18 protein-coding genes and 1 other annotated feature are annotated in these 20,860 nt (G+C 38.5%); of the genes, 1 reads left to right on the plus strand and 17 read right to left on the minus strand.

What is annotated here, in order from left to right:
• Positions 1-196: 196 nt before the first annotated feature.
• The 7 genes from LMU01S_RS04560 to pyrH form a co-directional block, all read right to left on the minus strand.
• Positions 197-4,543: a PolC-type DNA polymerase III gene (locus LMU01S_RS04560; protein ID WP_056960088.1), complete on the minus strand. Its 4,347-nt coding sequence runs from the start codon at positions 4,541-4,543 to the stop codon at positions 197-199.
• 69 nt (positions 4,544-4,612) lie between these two features.
• Complete coding sequence (locus LMU01S_RS04565) at positions 4,613-6,334, minus strand: proline--tRNA ligase (RefSeq protein WP_056960090.1); 1,722 nt, start codon at positions 6,332-6,334, stop codon at positions 4,613-4,615.
• 27 nt (positions 6,335-6,361) lie between these two features.
• On the minus strand, positions 6,362-7,636 hold the full coding sequence (gene rseP / locus LMU01S_RS04570) for an RIP metalloprotease RseP (RefSeq protein ID WP_056960092.1): 1,275 nt from the start codon (positions 7,634-7,636) through the stop codon (positions 6,362-6,364).
• A 33-nt stretch (positions 7,637-7,669) separates the two neighbouring features.
• Complete coding sequence (locus LMU01S_RS04575) at positions 7,670-8,458, minus strand: phosphatidate cytidylyltransferase (protein WP_056960094.1); 789 nt, start codon at positions 8,456-8,458, stop codon at positions 7,670-7,672.
• Positions 8,458-9,234, minus strand: a complete 777-nt coding sequence (gene uppS, locus LMU01S_RS04580; RefSeq protein WP_004048011.1) for an undecaprenyl pyrophosphate synthase — start codon at positions 9,232-9,234, stop codon at positions 8,458-8,460. The genes LMU01S_RS04575 and uppS overlap by 1 nt, the downstream gene beginning before the upstream one ends.
• A 105-nt stretch (positions 9,235-9,339) precedes the next feature.
• Positions 9,340-9,903 carry a ribosome recycling factor gene (gene frr, locus LMU01S_RS04585; RefSeq protein WP_004048012.1) on the minus strand — a complete coding sequence of 188 codons (564 nt, stop codon included), beginning with the start codon at positions 9,901-9,903 and terminating at the stop codon, positions 9,340-9,342.
• Between the two features lie 8 nt (positions 9,904-9,911).
• Entirely contained in the window at positions 9,912-10,634 is a 723-nt protein-coding gene (gene pyrH / locus LMU01S_RS04590) for a UMP kinase (RefSeq protein ID WP_004048013.1), read from the minus strand.
• A gap of 213 nt (positions 10,635-10,847) precedes the next feature.
• Between pyrH and LMU01S_RS04595 the strand changes: the two genes are divergently transcribed.
• On the plus strand, positions 10,848-11,726 hold the full coding sequence (locus tag LMU01S_RS04595) for an N-acetylmuramoyl-L-alanine amidase family protein (protein ID WP_056960095.1): 879 nt from the start codon (positions 10,848-10,850) through the stop codon (positions 11,724-11,726).
• A 185-nt stretch (positions 11,727-11,911) separates the two neighbouring features.
• On the opposite strand, the gene rpmA is transcribed toward LMU01S_RS04595, so the two are convergent.
• The 10 genes from rpmA to LMU01S_RS04650 form a co-directional block, all read right to left on the minus strand.
• Positions 11,912-12,193: a 50S ribosomal protein L27 gene (gene rpmA / locus LMU01S_RS04600; RefSeq protein WP_004048016.1), complete on the minus strand. Its 282-nt coding sequence runs from the start codon at positions 12,191-12,193 to the stop codon at positions 11,912-11,914.
• Between the two features lie 22 nt (positions 12,194-12,215).
• Positions 12,216-12,542, minus strand: coding sequence for a ribosomal-processing cysteine protease Prp (locus tag LMU01S_RS04605; RefSeq protein ID WP_056960097.1), 327 nt, complete (start codon positions 12,540-12,542; stop codon positions 12,216-12,218).
• Positions 12,543-12,563: 21 nt separating this feature from the next.
• On the minus strand, positions 12,564-12,872 hold the full coding sequence (rplU, locus tag LMU01S_RS04610; RefSeq protein WP_056960100.1) for a 50S ribosomal protein L21: 309 nt from the start codon (positions 12,870-12,872) through the stop codon (positions 12,564-12,566).
• 17 nt (positions 12,873-12,889) lie between these two features.
• Positions 12,890-12,963: a sequence feature (ribosomal protein L21 leader region), on the minus strand.
• 184 nt (positions 12,964-13,147) lie between these two features.
• Complete coding sequence (locus tag LMU01S_RS04615; protein WP_056960102.1) at positions 13,148-13,408, minus strand: hypothetical protein; 261 nt, start codon at positions 13,406-13,408, stop codon at positions 13,148-13,150.
• Between the two features lie 78 nt (positions 13,409-13,486).
• Positions 13,487-15,289, minus strand: a complete 1,803-nt coding sequence (locus tag LMU01S_RS04620) for a DUF262 domain-containing protein (protein WP_056960104.1) — start codon at positions 15,287-15,289, stop codon at positions 13,487-13,489.
• 74 nt (positions 15,290-15,363) lie between these two features.
• Positions 15,364-15,684, minus strand: a complete 321-nt coding sequence (locus tag LMU01S_RS04625; RefSeq protein ID WP_056960107.1) for a hypothetical protein — start codon at positions 15,682-15,684, stop codon at positions 15,364-15,366.
• A 50-nt stretch (positions 15,685-15,734) separates the two neighbouring features.
• On the minus strand, positions 15,735-16,109 hold the full coding sequence (locus tag LMU01S_RS04630) for a hypothetical protein (protein ID WP_056960109.1): 375 nt from the start codon (positions 16,107-16,109) through the stop codon (positions 15,735-15,737).
• Between the two features lie 448 nt (positions 16,110-16,557).
• Entirely contained in the window at positions 16,558-19,617 is a 3,060-nt protein-coding gene (locus LMU01S_RS04640; RefSeq protein ID WP_056960112.1) for a type I restriction endonuclease subunit R, read from the minus strand.
• Entirely contained in the window at positions 19,607-20,200 is a 594-nt protein-coding gene (locus LMU01S_RS04645) for a restriction endonuclease subunit S (RefSeq protein WP_056960114.1), read from the minus strand. The genes LMU01S_RS04640 and LMU01S_RS04645 overlap by 11 nt, the downstream gene beginning before the upstream one ends.
• A 114-nt stretch (positions 20,201-20,314) precedes the next feature.
• On the minus strand, positions 20,315-20,860 hold a 546-nt coding region (locus tag LMU01S_RS04650), incomplete at its 5' end, for a restriction endonuclease subunit S (RefSeq protein WP_225354601.1).

Consider the following 20,860-nt stretch of genomic DNA (forward strand, 5'->3'; position numbering starts at 1 on the left):
TATGCGAAATAAAGATCTATATACACATTACTAAAAAGCACATCAAGATTTTGAAGAGCAGATTGCTCAGATCGATAAACCCTTATAACACAAAAAAGCGATACCCTTTCCAGTATCGCTTTGAATCATTTTTGCCCATTTGAAAATCAGGCATCTCTTTTATTAAATTGTTCTAATCTTCAAAAACGAAGCTTATTTAGAATAAATTTTCAAATAAACTCAATTGATTTTCGTCTGGTAGATCATCTAAAACATGGTTTTCGGTCATAAAATCGATGATCGTCGCAGAAACCTTACCACGTTTAGCGAGATCTTCTTTAGATAAGAAATCTTGTTCCTCACGTGCCGCCACGATCTGTTTAGCAACGTTCAAGCCCAAACCTGGCACTGCCGTAAATGGCGCGATCAAAGTATTATCTTCGATCAACCAATCACTGGCATCTGATTTATTGAGATCGACCATTTTGAATTCAAAGCCACGTTCCAACATTTCGTTGGCTAATTCAAGTACGGTCAATAGATTTTTTTCCTTTGCCGTAGCTTCATTACCCTTGTCATTGATCTCTTTCATCGCAGCTTTGACTGACTCTTTACCATGAGCCATCGAAACTAGATCAAAATCATCAGCTCTGACTGAGAAATAAGCAGCATAGTATACTAATGGATAGTACACCTTGAAATAGGCGATCCGTAAAGCCATCAACACGTAGGCCGCTGCGTGAGCTTTCGGGAACATGTATTTGATCTTCAAGCAAGCCCCGATATACCATTCTGGTACTTCAGATTCACGCATCGCTGCTTGCCACTCATCTGGGATACCACGTCCCTTACGCACATGTTCCATGATCTTAAAGGCTAAGTCAGACTCAACTCCCATATGGATCAAGTCCATCATGATATCGTCACGACATCCAATAACTTCTGGCATCGTAACGGTCCCATTTTGGATCAGTTCTTCTGCGTTACCTAACCACACATCAGTCCCGTGAGAAAGCCCAGAGATCTTGACTAATTCGGCAAACGTTTTGGGATGCGTTTCTTCTAACATACCACGAACAAAGCGTGTCCCAAATTCGGGGATCCCCAAAGTCCCCGTCTTAGACTGGATCTGCTCTGGAGTGACACCCAAAATATCAGTTCCTGAAAACAGCTTCATCACACCAGGATCATCGGTCGGGATCGTTTTTGGTTCGATCCCTGAGAGATCTTGCAACATTCTGATCATTGTCGGATCATCATGCCCTAAACAGTCGAGTTTCAAGATATTATCATGGATCGAGTGGAAATCAAAGTGCGTCGTTTTCCAAGCTGCCGTCAGATCGTCAGCTGGGTACTGGATCGGAGTAAAGTCATAGATATCAAGATAATCAGGTACGACCAAGATCCCAGCTGGGTGTTGCCCGGTCGTTCGCTTGACGCCTGTAGCCCCCTTAGCCAGTCGATCGACTTCCGCGCCCCGTAAATTCTGCTCAGTATCACGTTCGTAAGCCTTGACATAACCATAGGCCGTTTTATCAGCCACGGTACCGATCGTGCCAGCCCGAAAAACATTATTCTCGCCAAACAAGACCTTCGTATAGTTATGAGCTACCGGTTGATAGTCACCTGAGAAGTTCAGATCGATATCGGGAACTTTATTCCCCTTAAAACCAAGGAACGTTTCAAACGGGATCTCTTGGCCATCTTTGACCAATTCTGCTCCACATTCTGGACATTCTTTATCAGGTAAATCATAGCCCGAACCATACTCACCTTTTTCATAAAAATGCGACCACTTACACTTTGGACAACGATAATGTGGTGGCAATGGGTTGACCTCGGTGATACCGGTCAGTGTTGCGACTAAACTTGAGCCCACTGACCCCCGAGACCCTACTAAATAGCCATCTTTATTGGATTTAGCCACCAGCTTTTGTGAGATCAAATAAATTACCGAAAATCCATTTCCAATAACAGATTTCAATTCTTTATCGACGCGTTTTTGTACGATATCTGGTAATGGATCGCCATACCATTCATGAGCTTTGTTCAATGTCAAATTCTTGATATCATCTTCAGCCCCAGGCATTTTAGGTGTATACAATTTATCCTTGACTGGCGTGATCTCATCACACATGTCGACGATCTTATTTGGATCAGTCACTACGACTTTTTGTGCTTTTTCTTCACCTAAAAAGGCAAAATCTTCCAACATTTCATCAGTTGTTCGAAAATGTGCATCCGGTAGATCACGTAGCTTATTAAGCGGGTTAGCCCCGCCTTGTGAATGGATCAAGATCTTACGGTAGATCGCATCTTCTTTATTCATAAAGTGCACATCCCCCGTAGCTGCGATCGGGATCTTGAGCTCTTCAGCTAATTGCACCATATTGGCAATGATCTCTTCTAAATTTTTATTATTTTTGACTAACTCTTGTTCGATCAAAGGTGCATATAATGCTTTAGGCTGAACTTCTAAATAATCATAATATTTTGCCTTTTCTTTAGCTTGTTCATAACCTTTTTGCATCATCGCAGTAAAAACTTCCCCATCAGCACACGCTGAACCAACGATCAAGCCTTCACGATATTTATCTAGGACCGAGCGTGGTACCCGTGGAATGCGGTAAAAATACTTGACCATTGACTCTGAAGCAACTTTAAAGAGATTTTTGAGTCCTTCTTGTGTTTTAGCCAAGATCACCGCATGAAACGGATGCTGATGTTTATAAGTATCATCATCATTTTGCGTATTAAATTGATCATGATATTCGATATTTAACTTCTCTTCAGCATCTTTTAGCATCGCATAATAGATGTAGCCCGTTGCTTCCGCATCATAGATCGCCCGGTGATGGTGTTCCAAGTTAACATTTAATTTCTTAGCTAAGGTATTCAAACGAAAACCTTTCATCTCTGGATACAATAAGCGTGCCATCGGCAATGTATCCAACCAAGGTTCACCGATCAAGGGCAGTCCATGCCGAGCATAACCAGTATTCATAAAGTCCACGTCAAAGGTCGCGTTATGCCCAACAATGATACTGCCCTTACAGAATTCTTGGAACATCTCAAAAACTTCTTTTTCGGACTTTGAGCCTCGGACCATATCATCAGTGATCGACGTCAATTTGATCGTCGTTTGTGAAAGAGGATGCCCGGGATCGATAAATTGTTCAAAGCGCTCGATCACTTCGCCATCTTTCATCTTGACTGCCGCTAATTCGATGACCTTATCATAACGAGCCGATAACCCTGTCGTTTCCGTATCAAAAATTACATAAGTCGCATCTTTTAATTTCACGTGTTGTTCATTATAGGCGATCGGTTGCCCGTCATCAACAACATTAGCTTCGACCCCATATAAGATCTTGACATTATTCTTCAATCCTGCACTATGCGCTTCTGGGAAAGCTTGTAGCGTACTATGATCAGTGATCGCGATCGCTTTTTGGCCCCAAGTTGCTGCTTGCTTGACATAGTCGCTGATACTGTTTGTTGCATCCATCATACTCATATTGGAATGCACATGCAATTCAGCCCGCTTATGATCTTTTGGTGCGGTATCTTTGCGTCCTTCATGTGCTACTTCAACGATATCATAAGCGTTCATCGCTAGATCGCGCATATAGGTATCTTCTTGAACGCTCCCACGAATTTTGACCCACTTACCTACAGCTAAAGCATCAAACATCGCTTCATCTTCTTCATTGCGCGAAAACTTCTTGATCACTATTGATGAAGAATAATCTGTGACCTTGATGATGAGCAATTTGCGCTCGGAGCGTAGAGTCCTAACTTCCTTATCGAAAATATAACCTTGAACGACCACTGAACGTTCTTCTTCCGTGATCGTTGCCATCTGTCTGATCTCAGCATCATCAGCGATCTTCTTGCCAAGTTGAACTGGTCCGTCAACAGTGACTGTTTCTTTTTCTTTGGCTTTTTGTTGTCGTTTTTCATTTTGTTTTTGGATCGCCTCAACAGCTTGTTGGGCCAATTGTGCATCAGATCTAGCTTTTTGTTCTTTGTATTCATCGATCTTAGCCTGAGACTTTGATTCATCGATCAGCGTATTGATCGTAAATTTAGGAAAGCCATACCGGTGATATGTCCGTTCGATCGGTCCTAAAGCCTGGGTCGTCAAAAAGTTTTTGATGATCTCATTTTCAGCTAGCAACATGACACGGTTATCATCTAAATACGGTACCTTACCTTGACACAATTCTTGGATCAAAGGCGAATTGACCCCGCACGTTGAAACCACATAGGCCCAATAATCACCCAGATCACGATCATTTAACGTTTTCTCTTGGACTTTCAAATTCAAAGTCGTTTGAGCGATCGGTTCAAAAGCGTTGGCAAGAGCGTGGTTAAAGCGCAAAAATGTTGTAAAGGGCAACACTTGCTTTAGACTGATCACAAATTCCCAGCGTTTTGAAGCTGTATGAACTTCGACTTTATCGATCGCAGCCCCGGTAAAGAGCTCTTGTTCTTCTGGTAAATGTTGCCACTTGATCTGTTCAAGTAAGCGCAAAAACAATTCCTGTTTATTTGGTTCCAAATTCTGACCCCTCTCTATCAGAAATAAAAGGACTGGTGAAGTCACTTTCGCCAGTCCAATTATCTATATCTAGCCAAAAATGCCTTGATCTTCTTTGAGTAAGATCTTGATCGAATTTAATAATTCATCTGTCTTAACTTCAAGTGTTTCGCCTGTACGACGTAATTTGATCTCAACGATTCCTTCATCGGCTTTTTTACCAACTGTGATCCGAGCAGGTAGACCGATAAGATCTGCATCGGCAAATTTTATCCCTGGACGTTCTTTACGATCATCAACTAAAACTTTGTAGCCAGCATCTTCTAACATTGTTGTGATCTCAGTTGCTAGTTTAACTTGTTCTTCTTTTTTAACATTGACCGGTACCACGTGAATATCAAATGGTGCGATCGACCGTGGCCAAATGATCCCATTTTCATCGCTATTTTGTTCTACGATCGCAGATAGCAAGCGAGATACCCCGATACCATAGCTACCCATGATGATCGGTACTTCACGCCCATTTTCATCTAAAACTGTCGCACCTAAGCTTTCAGAATAACGTGTACCTAATTTGAAAATATGACCGATCTCGATCCCACGGGTAAACTTAAGGACACCCTCACCATCTGGCGAAAGATCCCCTTCTTTGACGGTCCGAAGATCGACAAAATCGTCTACCCGATAATCGCGTTCGATATTAGCGTTCATGTAGTGGTAACCATTTTCGTTAGCCCCTACATTAGCATTGACCATCCCTTCAACATCCAGATCAGCTACGATCTTAATGTCTTTTGCTACACCAACTGGTCCTAAAGAGCCAAAATCTGCACCTAAAAGTTCACGCGCTTTGGTATCTTCAGCTGGATCTAGGAAATCACAATCTAAGTAGTTTTTCAATTTAACTTCATTGAGCTCGTCATTACCACGCATCAAAACGATAACTGGTTTTTCATCAGCCATAAAGACCAAGGTTTTGATCATATTTTCAGGCTCAACTTCTAAGAAAGCTGAAACTTCATCGATCGTCTTTGCATCTGGTGTGGCTACTTTTGTCAATTCCTTTGGCGTTTCATGGGATTTCTTATTGATCCGCAAGTTTTTTGCCATTTCAAGGTTAGCAGCGTAATCACTTGAATCGGAATAAACGACCGTATCTTCCCCGATCGGTGCGATCGCCATAAATTCTTTAGAATCCTTACCACCCATTGCACCAGCATCAGCAATGATCCCTCTAAAATCAAGGCCGACACGTTCAAAGATATGTTGGTAGGCTTTATCCATGTCACGATAGGTTTGATCTAAACTTTCCATATCTGTGTGGAATGAATAATCGTCTAACATCAAGAATTCACGCCCCCGCAATAGTCCAAAACGCGGACGACTTTCATCTCGATACTTCATTTGGATCTGATACAACGTCAAAGGTAATTTTTTGTATGTCTTGATCGCGTCTTTGATGATCTTAGTAAATGTCTCTTCATGTGTTGGTCCTAAGATAAAGTCACGTTCATGACGATCCTTTAATTTAAATAAGTTAGCTCCGTATGTCTTGTAACGACCAGATTCTTCCCAAAGCTCAGCTGGCAAAACTCCTGGTACAAGCATTTCAACGGCATCGATCTTGTCCATTTCATCACGGATGATCGTTTCAATATTATTTAAGACCCGATAAGCCAATGGTAAATAGGCATAGACTCCGGCTGTTACTTGTTTGATATAACCAGCTCGTAACATCAACTGGTGACTGAGTGCTTCAGCATCGCTTGGCACTTCTTTTAATGTTGGAATCAACATTTTTGATTGTTTCATTCTTGCTTAGACCCCTTTTATATTTAATTAGCGGAAGAAATAGCGTTGAATATCATTCCACGTAACTAGAAGCATCAAGATCATTAAAAATCCAAAACCGATCATTGTGATAATGATCTCCTTTTCTGGATCAAGTGGTTTTCTTCTGATCGCTTCGATAATATTTAATAGCAACTTGCCCCCATCCAAAGCAGGAATCGGTAACAAGTTGATGATCCCTAAGTTAACTGACAACAGTGCTGTTAGTGTCACAACACTGATCAGGCCATTTTCTTTAGCCTGTGATGTGAGGGAAAACATTGCTACTGGACCACCTAGATCATTTAGACTAAAGCCGTGTAACATTGATGCTAAGGCATTTCCTAGCTGTTTTATCACATACCAAGTTTGGGTAAAACCATAAGTCAGCTTGGCTTTGATAGAACGATCCATTTTTCCTTTAGCAATTATACCAATCTGGGCGACCTTTTGTCCATTTACGTTTTTTTGGACTGGTGTGACTTTAATATTTTGCTTTTTATCAGCTCGTTTGACTGTTAAAACAAGTTCTTTGCCATCAGCTGATCTGATATGTTGGGCCACATCGTCCCAAGTCGGTGTTTTAGCACCATCGATCGCAATGATCGTATCATTTGCTTTTAGACCTGCTTTTTGAGCAACTGAATCAGTTTGAACTTGAGCTATCGTATTAGTCGTTACAGGGACCCCTCCCTGTAAAAAGGCTACTAAGCCAAACGCTACGATCGCTAACAAGAAATTATTCAATGGCCCTGCAAAATTGGTCAACATCCGATCGACTAACGAAGCCGACTGAAAACGCACATCACGTGGTGCGATCTGCAGTTCGATCCCATCTTTACCGATGATCAAGGCATCGTGATCAACTTTGAAGCGTTTGATCTCATCTTCAGTGCCGTTTTCATACCCTTCGACCCAAAGTCCATCCGTTAGATCCCAGTCAGTCAATTCGAGCGGGATCCCTTCGACTAAAGTGAGCTTTTTACTAGTATTTATCTTTTGAACGACACCATTTTCGTCAGTGATCAAACTGACTGGCATCCCTTTTTTTAGCTCTTCGGTATCATCTTCCAAACCTGCCATGCTGACATAACCACCCAGTGGTAAGATCCGCCAAGTATAGGTCGTGCCATTCTTGCGATATGCAAACAGTTTAGGTCCCATCCCGATCGCAAATTCACGGACCAAGATCCCAGCACGTTTGGCAAAATAATAGTGTCCAAATTCATGGACAAATACTAAGATCCCAAAGACGATGATAAATGTAATTATAGTTGTTATCATATTGCTCTACCGTCCTTATCCTAATCGTTTTGTTTAGATCAAGCCAGCAAAATGCATCAATGGTAAAACAAATAGTAATGAATCAAAACGGTCTAAGATCCCGCCGTGACCTGGTAAGATCTTACCGGAATCCTTGACTCCATAATGACGCTTGAAGGCTGATTCGATCAGATCACCAAGTTGGCCTCCAACTGAGAAGACTAAAGTCCACAAAAGCATAGTTGAGAAACTATATGGAAACGCAGCTTGTGCAAAATATAGATATGCGCCTACGATAACTACTGTACTGAGCGAACCACCGATCGATCCTTCCCAAGTTTTATTGGGACTGATATGTGGTGCTAATTTATTCTTACCGATCTTACGTCCGATCAGATAAGCACCACTGTCTGTGATCCAAACGATCAATAAGGCGTAAAGCATCATCCATAAGCTCTCTGCTCGAGCTAGCATCATGAATCTAAAACCAAGCCCCGCATATAGTCCACCTAATAATAAGACCCCAGCATCATCAAATGAAAAACGATTTTTAGAGATCACAGTGTAGACTAGCATGACTAGGGCTAGCAAATAAAAGCTGCCCCCTAAAGTATCCTGTGTCCAAAAACCAGCCCAAAAGACCGGCAATAAAATCGATAGCATCAAAAGAAAAGAAACGATCGCCTCAAATGACACGAGTAATTTCTTTTTCATGATCAAAAATTCTGACATGGCGACGATCCCCATCAATGTTACCAAGATATCAAAGGGAAGTCCCCCTAAATAAAGCAATGGTAAGAAAATGATCAAAGCGATCACCGCTGTTGTAACACGCTGTTTCATCAATTATCCTCCTTCTTATTCAGCCCACCAAAGCGTCGATCGCGTTGCTGAAATTTATAAATCGATAACTCTAGATCTTCAGCCGAAAAATCCGGCCATAAAACATCTGTAAATACTAACTCACTGTAAGCGATCTGCCACAATAAAAAGTTAGAGATCCGTTCTTCCCCGCTCGTGCGGATCAGCAATTCTGGATCGGCATAAGGGAGTTTTGCCGTCATCAAAGCCTCTGAAAAAACTTTTTCATCGATCTGTGACGGCTCTAATTTTCCTTGTTTAACTTGAGTTGCTACGGCTTGGACTGCAGTCGTGATCTCAGCGCGCCCCCCGTAATTCAAAGCAAAATTCAAGACCATGCCGGTATTATCTTTAGTCTGCTCGATCGCATCAAAAACTGCTTTTTTTGTCGAGTCAGGTAATTTATCTGTATATCCCATCACATTGACACGGACATTGTTTGCGATCAAATCTGGGACAAATGTATTAAAAAATTTTACTGGAAGATCCATTAAAAAGCCGACTTCAGCTTGAGGCCTTTTCCAATTTTCTGTTGAAAAAGCATATAATGTCAACACCTTGACCCCTAGATCACTAGCTGCTTTAGTGATCGTTTTGACCGTCTCCATTCCCTGCTTGTGTCCGGCAACTCGGGGCAAGCCGCGCTTTTTTGCCCATCTACCATTACCATCCATGATGATCGCAACATGAGCCGGTATCCGTTTTTGATCTAGCTTGTTTTGTGCTGCCTGCTTATTTTTAAATAAGTTAGAAAACATATCTTCACCTCTGTTAAAAGAATAACGGGACAAATTCGTCGATCCAGTAAGCGCCTGTTTCGACGAGCCCTTGCCCCGTTATTATCAGCAAAATAAAGCTTTCACCTAACCGGCAAGCACTTCTTTTTCTTTTTCTGCTGTAATATTTTCAATATTTTTGATCGAATTATCCGTTACTTTTTGGGCAACATCTTCCAAGTCACGTAATTGATCTTCAGTCAAATCACCATTCTTTTGAGCTTTCTTCAAAGCATCCATCATTTCACGGCGAACGTTTCTAACAGCAACTTTGCCCTTTTCAGAAGTTGCTTTAACTTGTTTAGCTAATTCCTTACGCCGTTCTTCAGTCAATTGTGGGATCACTAAACGAATAGCTGACCCGTCATTCATAGGTGCGATACCTAGATCAGATGCTAAGAGCGCATGTTCGATGTCTTTTAAAGAAGACTTATCGTATGGTGTGATGAGAAGCACACGTGCTTCTGGAACACTGATCTGAGCCATTTGATTAAGTGGTGTTGGCACCCCATAATATTCAACGTTTACTCGGTTTAACAAACTAGCATTGGCTACCCCTGCTCTGATCGTACCCAATTCACGTTGTAAAGCTTCTTCTGCTTTGGTCATTTTTTCTTGATATTGTAAAATAGTTGGATCTGTGATTTTCATAAATTTATTTACTTCCCTTCAACTGTTGTTCCGATCGTTTCACCTTGAACAACTTTCTTGATATTTCCTCGCTCATTCATGTTGAAGACCACAAGTGGGATATTGTTATCCATGGATAGTGATGAAGCTGTTGTATCCATGACTTGTAATCCTTTATTGATGATCTCCATATGGGTCAGCTTATCGTATTTGACTGCATTTGCATCTTTACGTGGATCGGCTGAATAAATGCCGTCAACACCATTTTTAGCCATCAAGATCACATCAGCATTGATCTCTGACGCCCGTAAAGCTGATGTCGTATCTGTGGAGAAATATGGTGAGCCGGTGCCGGCTGCAAAGATCACGATACGTCCCTTTTCCAAATGCCGCATTGCTTTACGTCGAATATATGGTTCAGCTACTTGGCGCATTTCAATTGCAGTTTGAACTCTAGTTGGTACTCCGATCGATTCTAAATTGTCTTGTAGTGCCAAAGCATTCATCACCGTTCCAAGCATTCCGATATAATCTGCTTGAGCGCGTTCCATTCCCATTTGTGCACCAGATTCTCCACGCCACATATTGCCACCACCGACAACGATCGCGATTTGAACACCCAAGTCATGCACTTCTTTGATCTCTTCGGCAACTTTACGGATCTCTGGCGGATTGATACCTTGACCAGCATCACCGGCCAATGCTTCCCCGCTCAGTTTCATCACAACTCGTTTGTATTTAATGTCAGACATTAGTTGATCCTCCTAAAACAATTTTGCTGAAATTCGTTCACGATTTAACGAAAGCCGTTTGAATAAATTTTATCATTCTATCGGGGGTTTTGCCAACTATTAATTTGTTTTTACATTTCAACAGGCTTTGTTAGGAAACCGTTAGCATTTACTTGTTGGACACAAAGAATTTTTGATATAATGTGAATAGTTGTTAAATTTGGAGTGATGCACATGGAAAAGCCTAGAACTTCTCATGGATCTGGCCTCCCCAAACGTATTCGGGTCCTATTTGCGATCATTTTCATACTAGTTAGCATTTTAGGTTATCGCACTTATAAATATTTCGGACAACTAGAGATCCAAACTAACTATGCTGTCCTCAAAAAAGGCCCTGGTGTTGAATATGATCAAATCAGTCAACTCAAGCAAAATCAACGTGTAACTGTCTTAAAAAGTAAATATCATTGGATGTATGTTGAAACTGACGATGAAAAAAAAGGCTGGGTCGCTGATTGGATGATCAACAGTAGCTACAAATTACCAGTTACTGATCTCTCAAATGCGACGATCGTGATCGATCCTGGTCACGGTGGTTATGATTCTGGGGCGACTTCAAACACTGAGAAAAAAGAAGAAAAACAATACACTTTAGCTTATGCCAAACTATTGGCAAAAAAATTACGTAAACAAAACACAAAAGTCTATCTTACACGTAGCGATGATACTTTTGTCAGCCTAAGCAAACGCCCTGCACTAGCAGATCAAGTCCATGCGGATGCTTTTATCAGTTTCCACTTTGACTCATCGCCAGTCAAAAATACGGCTTCTGGTTTTACGACCTATTATTACCATAAAAATTCACTTAAATTAGCCCAAATGGTAAATAAAGAGTTCGGTGCGATCGGCTTAGAAAATCGCGGGGTCGAAGTCGGTGACTTTTTGGTCATTCGTGATATCAAAGAACCCGCGATCCTATTAGAAATGGGATATATCAATTCCGATCGTGACTTTGATCAGATAAGCTCTAAGTTTTACCGTGCGACCGTTGTAAATGACGTTTATCAAGGATTAGAAAAATATTTCGCAGCACAAAAAGATACAAATAAATAAAGTTAGGTCTTCTAAAAAGATAGCATTTGGCTATGTTTTTCTAGAAGACCTATTTTATTATTGGAATTTTTAACAAAACGTGGTCAATTACGTAATCAAAAAGAAATCAGTCTAATTTTTTCACAAAATAAAAAACGACCTGATCCTTGCTATACAAGGGATCAAGACGTTTTTAGCATTACCGATTATTCAGCAACTGGGTAAACACTAACTTGCTTCTTATCGCGGCCTTTACGTTCAAATTTAACGACACCAGCAACCTTAGCAAACAATGTGTTGTCGCCACCCATACCAACGTTAACACCTGGGTAAATACGTGTACCACGTTGACGGTATAAGATAGCACCACCGTTAACTGTTTGACCGTCAGCACTCTTAGCACCTAAACGCTTAGAACGTGAGTCACGACCGTTAGAAGTGGAACCACCACCCTTTTTATGAGCGAAGTATTGTAAGTTCATTAACATAGTTCGTGCACCTCCTTATTGCTTAATTTATATTCGTTTTTATATATTTTGGATAACTCTGTTCAACATCTCTCAAACCTAATTCAAGACTCGATAAGATCAATTGAACTGCGGGATTATTTCGTCCCTCATCTGATAAAGCTACTTGCAAAAGCCCACCATTTTTCTGATCTTCAACTAGTTCAAATTTTTGTTTCAGCAACTTTTCCAATGTATTGATCGTATTGATCGCTAACACTGAAACAGCTGCACAAACAATATCCTCACCAGCTTTTGCAAAACCTGCATGACCAGTAATATCGAAACCTTCGATCACTTTACCATTTCTAATAATATTTGCATGGATCATCTAACGTCCACCTCGCAAAAATTATGCGTTGATCGCGTCGATAACAACCTTTGTGTATGGTTGACGATGACCTTGCTTTGTATGTTGATGCTTCTTAGGCTTGTACTTGAAAGTAACAACTTTCTTAGCACGACCTTGCTTTTCAACAGTACCTTCAACAGTAGCACCTTCAACAAAAGGTGTACCGATCTTTGTGTTTTCGCCGCCTACTAAAACAACTTTATCAAAAGTTACTTTTTCACCAGCTTCAGCAGCCAACTTTTCAACGTAGATAGCTTGACCAGCTTCTACTTTAAGTTGCTTACCACCTGTTTCAATAATTGCGTACATTAATGTGCACCTCCTTGTATTTTACTTAGACTCGCCGTAATGTAGTGGCTCAAAGAGCACTTAAACTTAAAACGTGCGGTTGCAGTTGTGGCATGCACAAATACAACGCTAATATAATATCAAATTATAAAGTTGCCGTCAATAGAAATACTGCACTAATTTTAAAATACTGTATAAACAGTAGGTACTTATGTTTCCATAGCCTAAAAATGTACTCCGCCTATTTTTTATGCCAGTCTTAGCACAACTTTATTTTGCGTCAGCCACATGGACATTTAATATATAATTTGGTCTGAAGGAATTATTAGCGACTCATCTACATCACCTTCATCAAATAAAGGTCTATTATCAGCTATTGCCTTTTGTAACCTGAATATTGCTGCCTCCACCTCTTCTGGATAATTTTCAATTCCAAGTGGATCCCAAAAAGAAATACCATTCAAAGAAGTACCAAAATGTTTCTCATATTTAGGCACAAGAATTTCGATAAAATATCTAATTCTTTCAGATATTTCACTATCATCTCTCATTTTCATATTTTCTCCTCAAAAAATCGTTACTAACAAGTCTCTCAGACATACGATATCTGATCTGCTGCTTTTTCTACTATAAGATCACATATTTAAAAATTTTCCTCTAGATTCATTTGAATCTTCCATTTTGAACATTTCAATAAATTTTCGATAATCTGCCACACGTTCATTTGGAATCGGCATTAACATTTTTTCTACTTGTTCATCTACCTTATTTAATCCCCAATCATTTAACAAATCAACTAACTCATCTGAAATGCGAATATCTCTTTCGCGAATTTCATCAAGCCCCCAATCATTGTGCTCTTTAGACAGATCAAGCAAAATTTTCACATTGGATTTTTGATAACTTTCCTGTTTCTTAGTAAAGTAATTATTACTAGCAATAATATTTAATTTTTTCTCAAATGGAATTTTATTTCCAATATGCTCCACAATTTCTTTAACTTCATCATCAGGAGTTAATGGGAAATAATTAGGTTGCCATTTTTGCGGAAAAATATGTTCTATCTCCCATTTTTTTGGTAATAACTCTGTTTGATGCTGATATGCTATCATTTTCAGAATCATCCTTACTGTATTTCTATGTGCATTCTTTATTTTGTCTTTTAACAATTTTTCATCAATAGCATTAAAAGAAAATTTAGGAGTAGGAGAGTTGGTAATTTCCGCATTCAGATTGAGAATCCCTCTTTTTACCGCATTCACAGTTGGCGTAACAATATATTGTGCTGCTAAAACTGCCAGTAGCCTTCTCAAAAATGCTAAAAATTCATTCTCAAAATTTGGTTCTGAATGATACTTCATATAATAGATGACCACAGGGTATTTCCAAAATTCATTTGGATAAGAAGTAAGCGCATCTAAAACTTGTTGAATTTCTCCATTTTCAGACCATGACTCATCTTGCAATGAACTCCTATTATTGATCACGATCCAAAGATTCAAAATCAGATTTAGTTGCTCCATTATGTCATTACCATAGAGACGCTCAAAATTATTCTTTGAGTAGAATTTTCGAATCCCTGGTGTTGTAGTATTGCGATCATTTTCAAGCGCCCTTAAATAAAACATGTAGTAATAAAATAACTTTTGGATACTTTCATTAGCGTTTTTCGCCTCTTCATCTAGTTGTTGCCACTTCTCAATGAAATCTTTCTTTCCCTGGGAATCAAGGCGATTATATATTTTCGCTTTAAAAATATCGGCATCTGACAAGGCTAAGCCCCGATCATTAAGCGTAGAAAAAATGGTCAAGGCGGTATCCTGAGAATCGGCCATAATAGGGAGTAAAATAGCTCTATTCAAAATATTGCTAACAAATCGATAAAATGATAACGGTTCATTGGTAGCATAATCATCTATCAAATGCTGTAATTGGATATAATTTTTGGAATAATTACTATTAGATTTGGGATCTGCTTTGCCACTTACAAGTATTTTTGCAAATTCTTGATTTCCATCATCCCCCATCACTTTAGAAGTAATAAGAATTTTATCCAAGTTAACTTCACCAGTTAAATCATCCTGTTCCCATATTGCTGGTTCGATCTGGCTTCTTAAATATATAGCTTCTTTTTCCAAACTGTGTTCAAGCTTTGAATAAACCGCTCTTAGTAGTAAAAACAAGGTTGTTATCCGTTGCTGTCCGTCAATAATTTCTTGCTCTTGATCGTCATTTTCATAAGCAACGATCGTTCCAAGAAAATATGTACTTTCACTATCATTAATGGTGTATTCAACAAGATCATCAAATAGTACCTGAATTTGTTCATCAGACCAAGCATATGGACGTTGATATTCTGGAATAATAAACTTTTTGTTTTTACCAGTTTCAAGTAGTTGTCTAACACTCTGCTTATTTACCTCAATAGTTGTTGTCATAAATAGTCAAGCCCCCTTAGATACTATACTTTTCAACAAGGTTCTTATACAATTTTGTTGTTCTTACTTTTGGTTCAAAATTCAGTTAATTTTTCAATATTTAACTGCCGATATGCCTCTCTGATCAATTCCTTGACGTTATAACCGTTGACTTCTATGTCATCTAATTCTGGTGCCCTTAAAAACGCTTCGGGATCAACAACTTGGATGGAACAAATTTCACCACCAGAAGGCCTTGTCCATTCTGTAAAAAGAATAGCCAAAACTCCTTTAGGCAATTCTATCTCTCCTCGATATGTTGGTCCAATTCTGTTTGGAAAGTCAATATCAATTTCAGGAACATTTTCATCTAATTCGTATTCAGTCAGGCTAAACCTAAAATTTTCAAGTTTCATCAATACAACGCCCCTTCTTTTTTACAAGCCTGTTTCATTATTTTTTAGTCCTATGTTATATATTGCATCCACCACCCCGTAACTGGCGAATCGCAAATCATCATCTCTTCTTTAATCCTTTCTCTCATACATTTTTTATCTGATTCAGTAGCTTTATCAAATACTAATTCTTCTATATCATTAAAATAAACATACCCATCCCCACTCCGATCCAAATTTCCATCTTTATCCCGTTTCAATGTGTGAGTCTGTTCAATTTTTCCATGGAACTTCATTAACTCATATCTTTCCTCTGAATCCATATGCGTTATAGAAATATCTCCAAGCAACCATTCATGAGTCCTAGGGTTTATCCTATACTTATATTCTATATATACCAGCTCTAAAACAGGATCTTCTCCAATTCTTAAATCTATATAATCCATCACGATCCTCCTCAGATAAATTTACCTAACATACTATCCTCTTTGAGACTTCTCATCTCGATTATATCATGACACTGATTTGATTAGACTACCCATAGATATTTTTACATAAAAAATTATATACGACCTATGTATTAATTAAAAAACGGCTACAATAAAACTCTTAACAAAAAAGGCAGTGAACGAATTCACTGCCCTTAAGTGCGCTCCGCAAAGTTACACCGCTATTGATGCATATATTGTAGCACAACATCAGCCATCAAAAAATATTTTCCCCTCTTTAGGATGTTTCAACAACCAACATAAGCCAAACATATAAAAGTATGACGCTGAATATGCTATCGTCTGAACTAGATCCACATTGAGCCAAACACCTATCAAAGTTGAAATTATCACTAATCTAACCTGCGATTTTAATTTTTTTAAACTTACACCTACATACACTTTATTATTCACCCTTCTTGATCTCGTCAGCCATTGCATAAAATGCTTTACGAAATTCAATGCGATATTTTATCCAGGATAATTTTGCGATTTCAGGTTGCGCAATCTCCTTATAATCAGAGCGTGCGTCATTCATGATCGCAGTCAACTCTCCTTGCTTATCCATATCTTCCTGACCAAGACGATGCTTGTCAATAAGTTGCTCAAGCTCTTTTGGCTTAATGCTGTTATCAAGTCCCCAGATTCGGATAAAGCCTGTCACTAACTTTAGATTACTATCCTTTTGGGCACGTTCCATGGCTTCATTCATCTTCTCAACATCACGTGGGGCAGGATACTCATCAAATGTAAATGTCTTGTTAAAAATCTTTTCAACAAAATCCGTAACCTTGGCTTTTTCCTTATCATTATCAGACTTAGCAATTTCTTGCTTGATCGCTTCTTTTGTTTCTTTAGCTTCTTCAATTTTATTTGCATGGATCTCATCTGCCATCTTAGCAATCAGATCGATCAAATAATCATAATTGATCGTCACATCATGGATATGAACCATTTCTAAGTCTATCTGCGAAACATCAATATTTTCTCGATCCGCAAATCGTTCCTTTAATTCATCTGCAATCACGGTTGTCAACAGTACTTCCTGTTCTTCAGTGATCCCAATACGCTCATAAAATTTTTCTGGATCATCATAGGCTGAGACCATGTCGCCTTTATCATCAGTAGTGTATTGCTTCAATTGGCTAAGTAATCGATTATACTCTTTTAACTTTGTAAAAGTTTCTTCTTGGTCTTTTTCGCTTGGGGGTACCTGAATGAATCCATCTGTTAATTCTGATAATTCACTTACGACTCCACGCATTTGAGCTTGGACTTCACTAAAAGGCCTAGAAATAATATTTGATTGTTCATTTTCTGCCTTCAGTTCTTCTAAGGACTGTTGTTCAGCCGCAGAAGCACGATTAGAATAAATAGCAAATGCCTCATTCATTGCGTATTCATTTTGCTTAGGCCAACGGTAATTTACAACATTGCCCCAGGGCTTATCAACTAAATCATGCATTCGATTAGTCCGTGAATAAGCTTGGATCAAGTTCCCACCTTTAAGTGTCCGGTCAATATATAGAGTATTCATTTCAGGTGCATCAAATCCCGTCAATAGTTGATCAACTACAATAACTAGATCCAGGTATTTCCTATCATCAGCAGTTTTGTTCAACCTACGAGCTAGATCTTCGGTATATTGTTTTACACTTGTCATATCAAATGAAGTCCCAAACATTTCGTTATACATTTTGATTGCTCGATCTAAATTTTCATTCGTTTTTAGCTGATTATCCCCATTAGAAGTATCTACTGAAAAACTGATCGCAACTTTCAAGCGGTCTTCAGGATTTTTAGTTTGATTTATCTCAGCAAATTTATCAAAATATTCCATTGCCCGTGGTGTACTTGCCCTATTACCACCCACATGTACTGTAAATAGCGCATTATATTTCCGATTATTAGAGCGTTCCTTCCAGTGTTTAAAAATATCTTCAACGACTAATTCAACATGTTCCTTGCTATGATCGTATACACTACTGCGAAGATTATCATCAATATCTTCTTCACTTGGATCTTCAGGAGCTTTGATCGTTTCCCTAAATTCAACGTTAAACCCTAAAACATTTTTATCTTTAATTGCTTCCTTGATCGTATAAGCATGCAGAATGTCACCAAAGATCAAACGAGTTTCTGGGAATTTTGGCGTCCCCGTGTAGCCTACCCAGGCGGAATTAGGAATCGCCTTTCGGATAGATTCCAACATCCCAGTACTATCCTTACCATCACCAGTTGAACGATGTGCCTCATCAACAATAAACAAAATGTTGTCTTTCAATGGTTTAAAACTATCCCGCGCAACATAGCGCGCCATCTTCTGAATACTTGTTACAATAATGTTTTGATCACTTTTTCTAGTAAGTTTTCGGTGCAGATCTGATACATTAGCAGTGTCACTGACTACACCTGTTTTTCCTCCAAGATTTGCCCCAGGGTCATAAGCACTGTAGGCATCAGCTGTTTGATTTGTCAAAGCGATCCGATCAACTAAAAAGATAACTTTTTTGACATTTGGCAATTTACTTGCGAGCCAAGCAGTTTTAAAACTTGTGATCGTCTTACCTGAACCTGTAGTATGCCAGACATATCCTATCCTACCATCATCATAGCTGAAGTCATGATTATTCACTTTATCAAGGACACGTTTAGTAGCATAAACTTGATATGGTCGCATCACTTTGATACTTTCTTTATTTTTAGTGCCATCTAACACCATATAGCGTGTCGCCATATCATGTGCCATCGGTATCGAGAGAACCTTATCAGCAAAAGTTTTCCAAAATCGCACAGGTTTTGCATCCTTTTCATCTTGCCAATCAAAAGCAAAAGCACGATTAAACTTATCAAGTGTCGTATTAGCCATATACTTAATTTGATGTGGCGTCATTGCAATCAAGATCTGCAAAGTCGAAAAAATGTCACTATATTGTTTTTCAGCAATATATTGCTCCATCTGGTTCAAAGCTTCGTTTGCATTGTGTAGCTCTTTTTTCAATTCAATCTGAATGATCGGTAAACCGTTGATCAATAGAGTAACATCAAAACGCCTATCAGGCTTGCCATCAATAACTTTTGGTCGCTGAATCTGATTAACGATTTGATAAACAGTATCCCCTCCACCAACTTTTGCCTGATCAAAAACAGTTAAGTATACATGTTTTCCATTATCTAAATCAACCTCAACTTGGGCCTCACCATTTAAACCATATAGAAATTGACCTGCTTTGTAGGGTGAATCGATCTCAGAAATAACTTTTTTGACCTGATTAAACTCTGTTATAGACAAAGTTGCACGTTTTAATTTCTTACTGTTATTTTGCTCCAAAATATGCTTAAAATTATTCCAAAGTTGATCAGTTGTTTTGATCTCACTCCTATATTCCCATTGTTTGACTCCTCCAATTTTAGTTAAATAATCAATAACTTCTCGTTCAAATTGTAATTCTGATTTACTTTTCATCTTTTTTCTCCTTTACTATACTTTCCCCTAGCACTTGTTCAGTAAACTTTTCAATTAGTTTTCCATATGTATTTAGCTTAGCTTGAAGTTTCAATGATTCAACATATGCCCTACCTATCTTTGCCTGTTTTTCTAATGAAACTACAGGGATCTCTAGTTTTTCCAAAGATTTGACAGGAATTCTTAAAATGGGCCCATTCCCCTGTAATTCACGCATTTTTTGGTATTTAACATCATGATAAGCATTGAAAAGATAAATAAAATATCTTTTATCCAAATTGTCATCACAGAACTCAACTTTGGTAAAATTCAGTGATGGAACTTTACCCGCATTAGCTTCACCAACAATTGTAGCCAGTTGCATTGAGTTACTAATAACAACATCTCCCTTTTGAAGTGCTAAATCAGCAGGAATATCTCCAATAATCTCTTCTTCAACAAATCCATCTTCGTGTCTGTTATCACGTTCAAATGCAGCTTGATCATAGTAGTCGATTTCATCACTTCCATATTGCTTCCTTGCACGTGTAGGATTGATCCCAGGAATAAATTTCACAAATTCGCCAATTTTTCGTTTTTCCAAAACTTCGCCTCTTTTCTATCTGAAATATTAAAATATTCCATATTACTATCTATAAATATAACAAAATCCTTTTGCTCTGTCTAATACATTTTTTGAAATAAATAAATATTTCATCTATAACGAGTAGTCTAATAAATATTCGTAACTATTCCAATTCTTTATATTATTACTTATTTTTTCTCCACGCTGATGAAGGGTAATCAACTCGTCTAGGTTCCTGAAAAAGCTGCCAATCTTTTGTTGTTCAGTGCCTTTCGGAATTTTTATCATTATCCTTCCTAAATCTTTAGAATTGATTGCTGGATAGCTTGTTCCTGTACAAAAATTTAAAACAGTAGTTACAAATTTTTCTTCCTGTACACAGTTCAATAAAAAGTTGCTATCTACACCAGAGTACGGTCGTAATTGCGCATATCCAGTAGAAAAAACATAATTACTATATTGTAATTCATATAAATAATTGTTTTTCTGATATGGTCGAACGGTTTGATAAAATACATCACCTTTTTTTGCTAATCTTTGAGCACGTGAAGGAGCACTTTTTTTAAGGATTTTGGTATGCTTAATTAAGTCCGTCCCAACTACACTCCCTAAATCAACATACTCAAAAATATCTGGTATTTCTCCAATTTTAGGATTAATTTCTAAAATCTCTTTTAG

The sequence above is a fragment of the Ligilactobacillus murinus DSM 20452 = NBRC 14221 genome (assembly GCF_001591685.1).
Taxonomy (GTDB): Bacteria; Bacillota; Bacilli; order Lactobacillales; family Lactobacillaceae; genus Ligilactobacillus; species Ligilactobacillus murinus.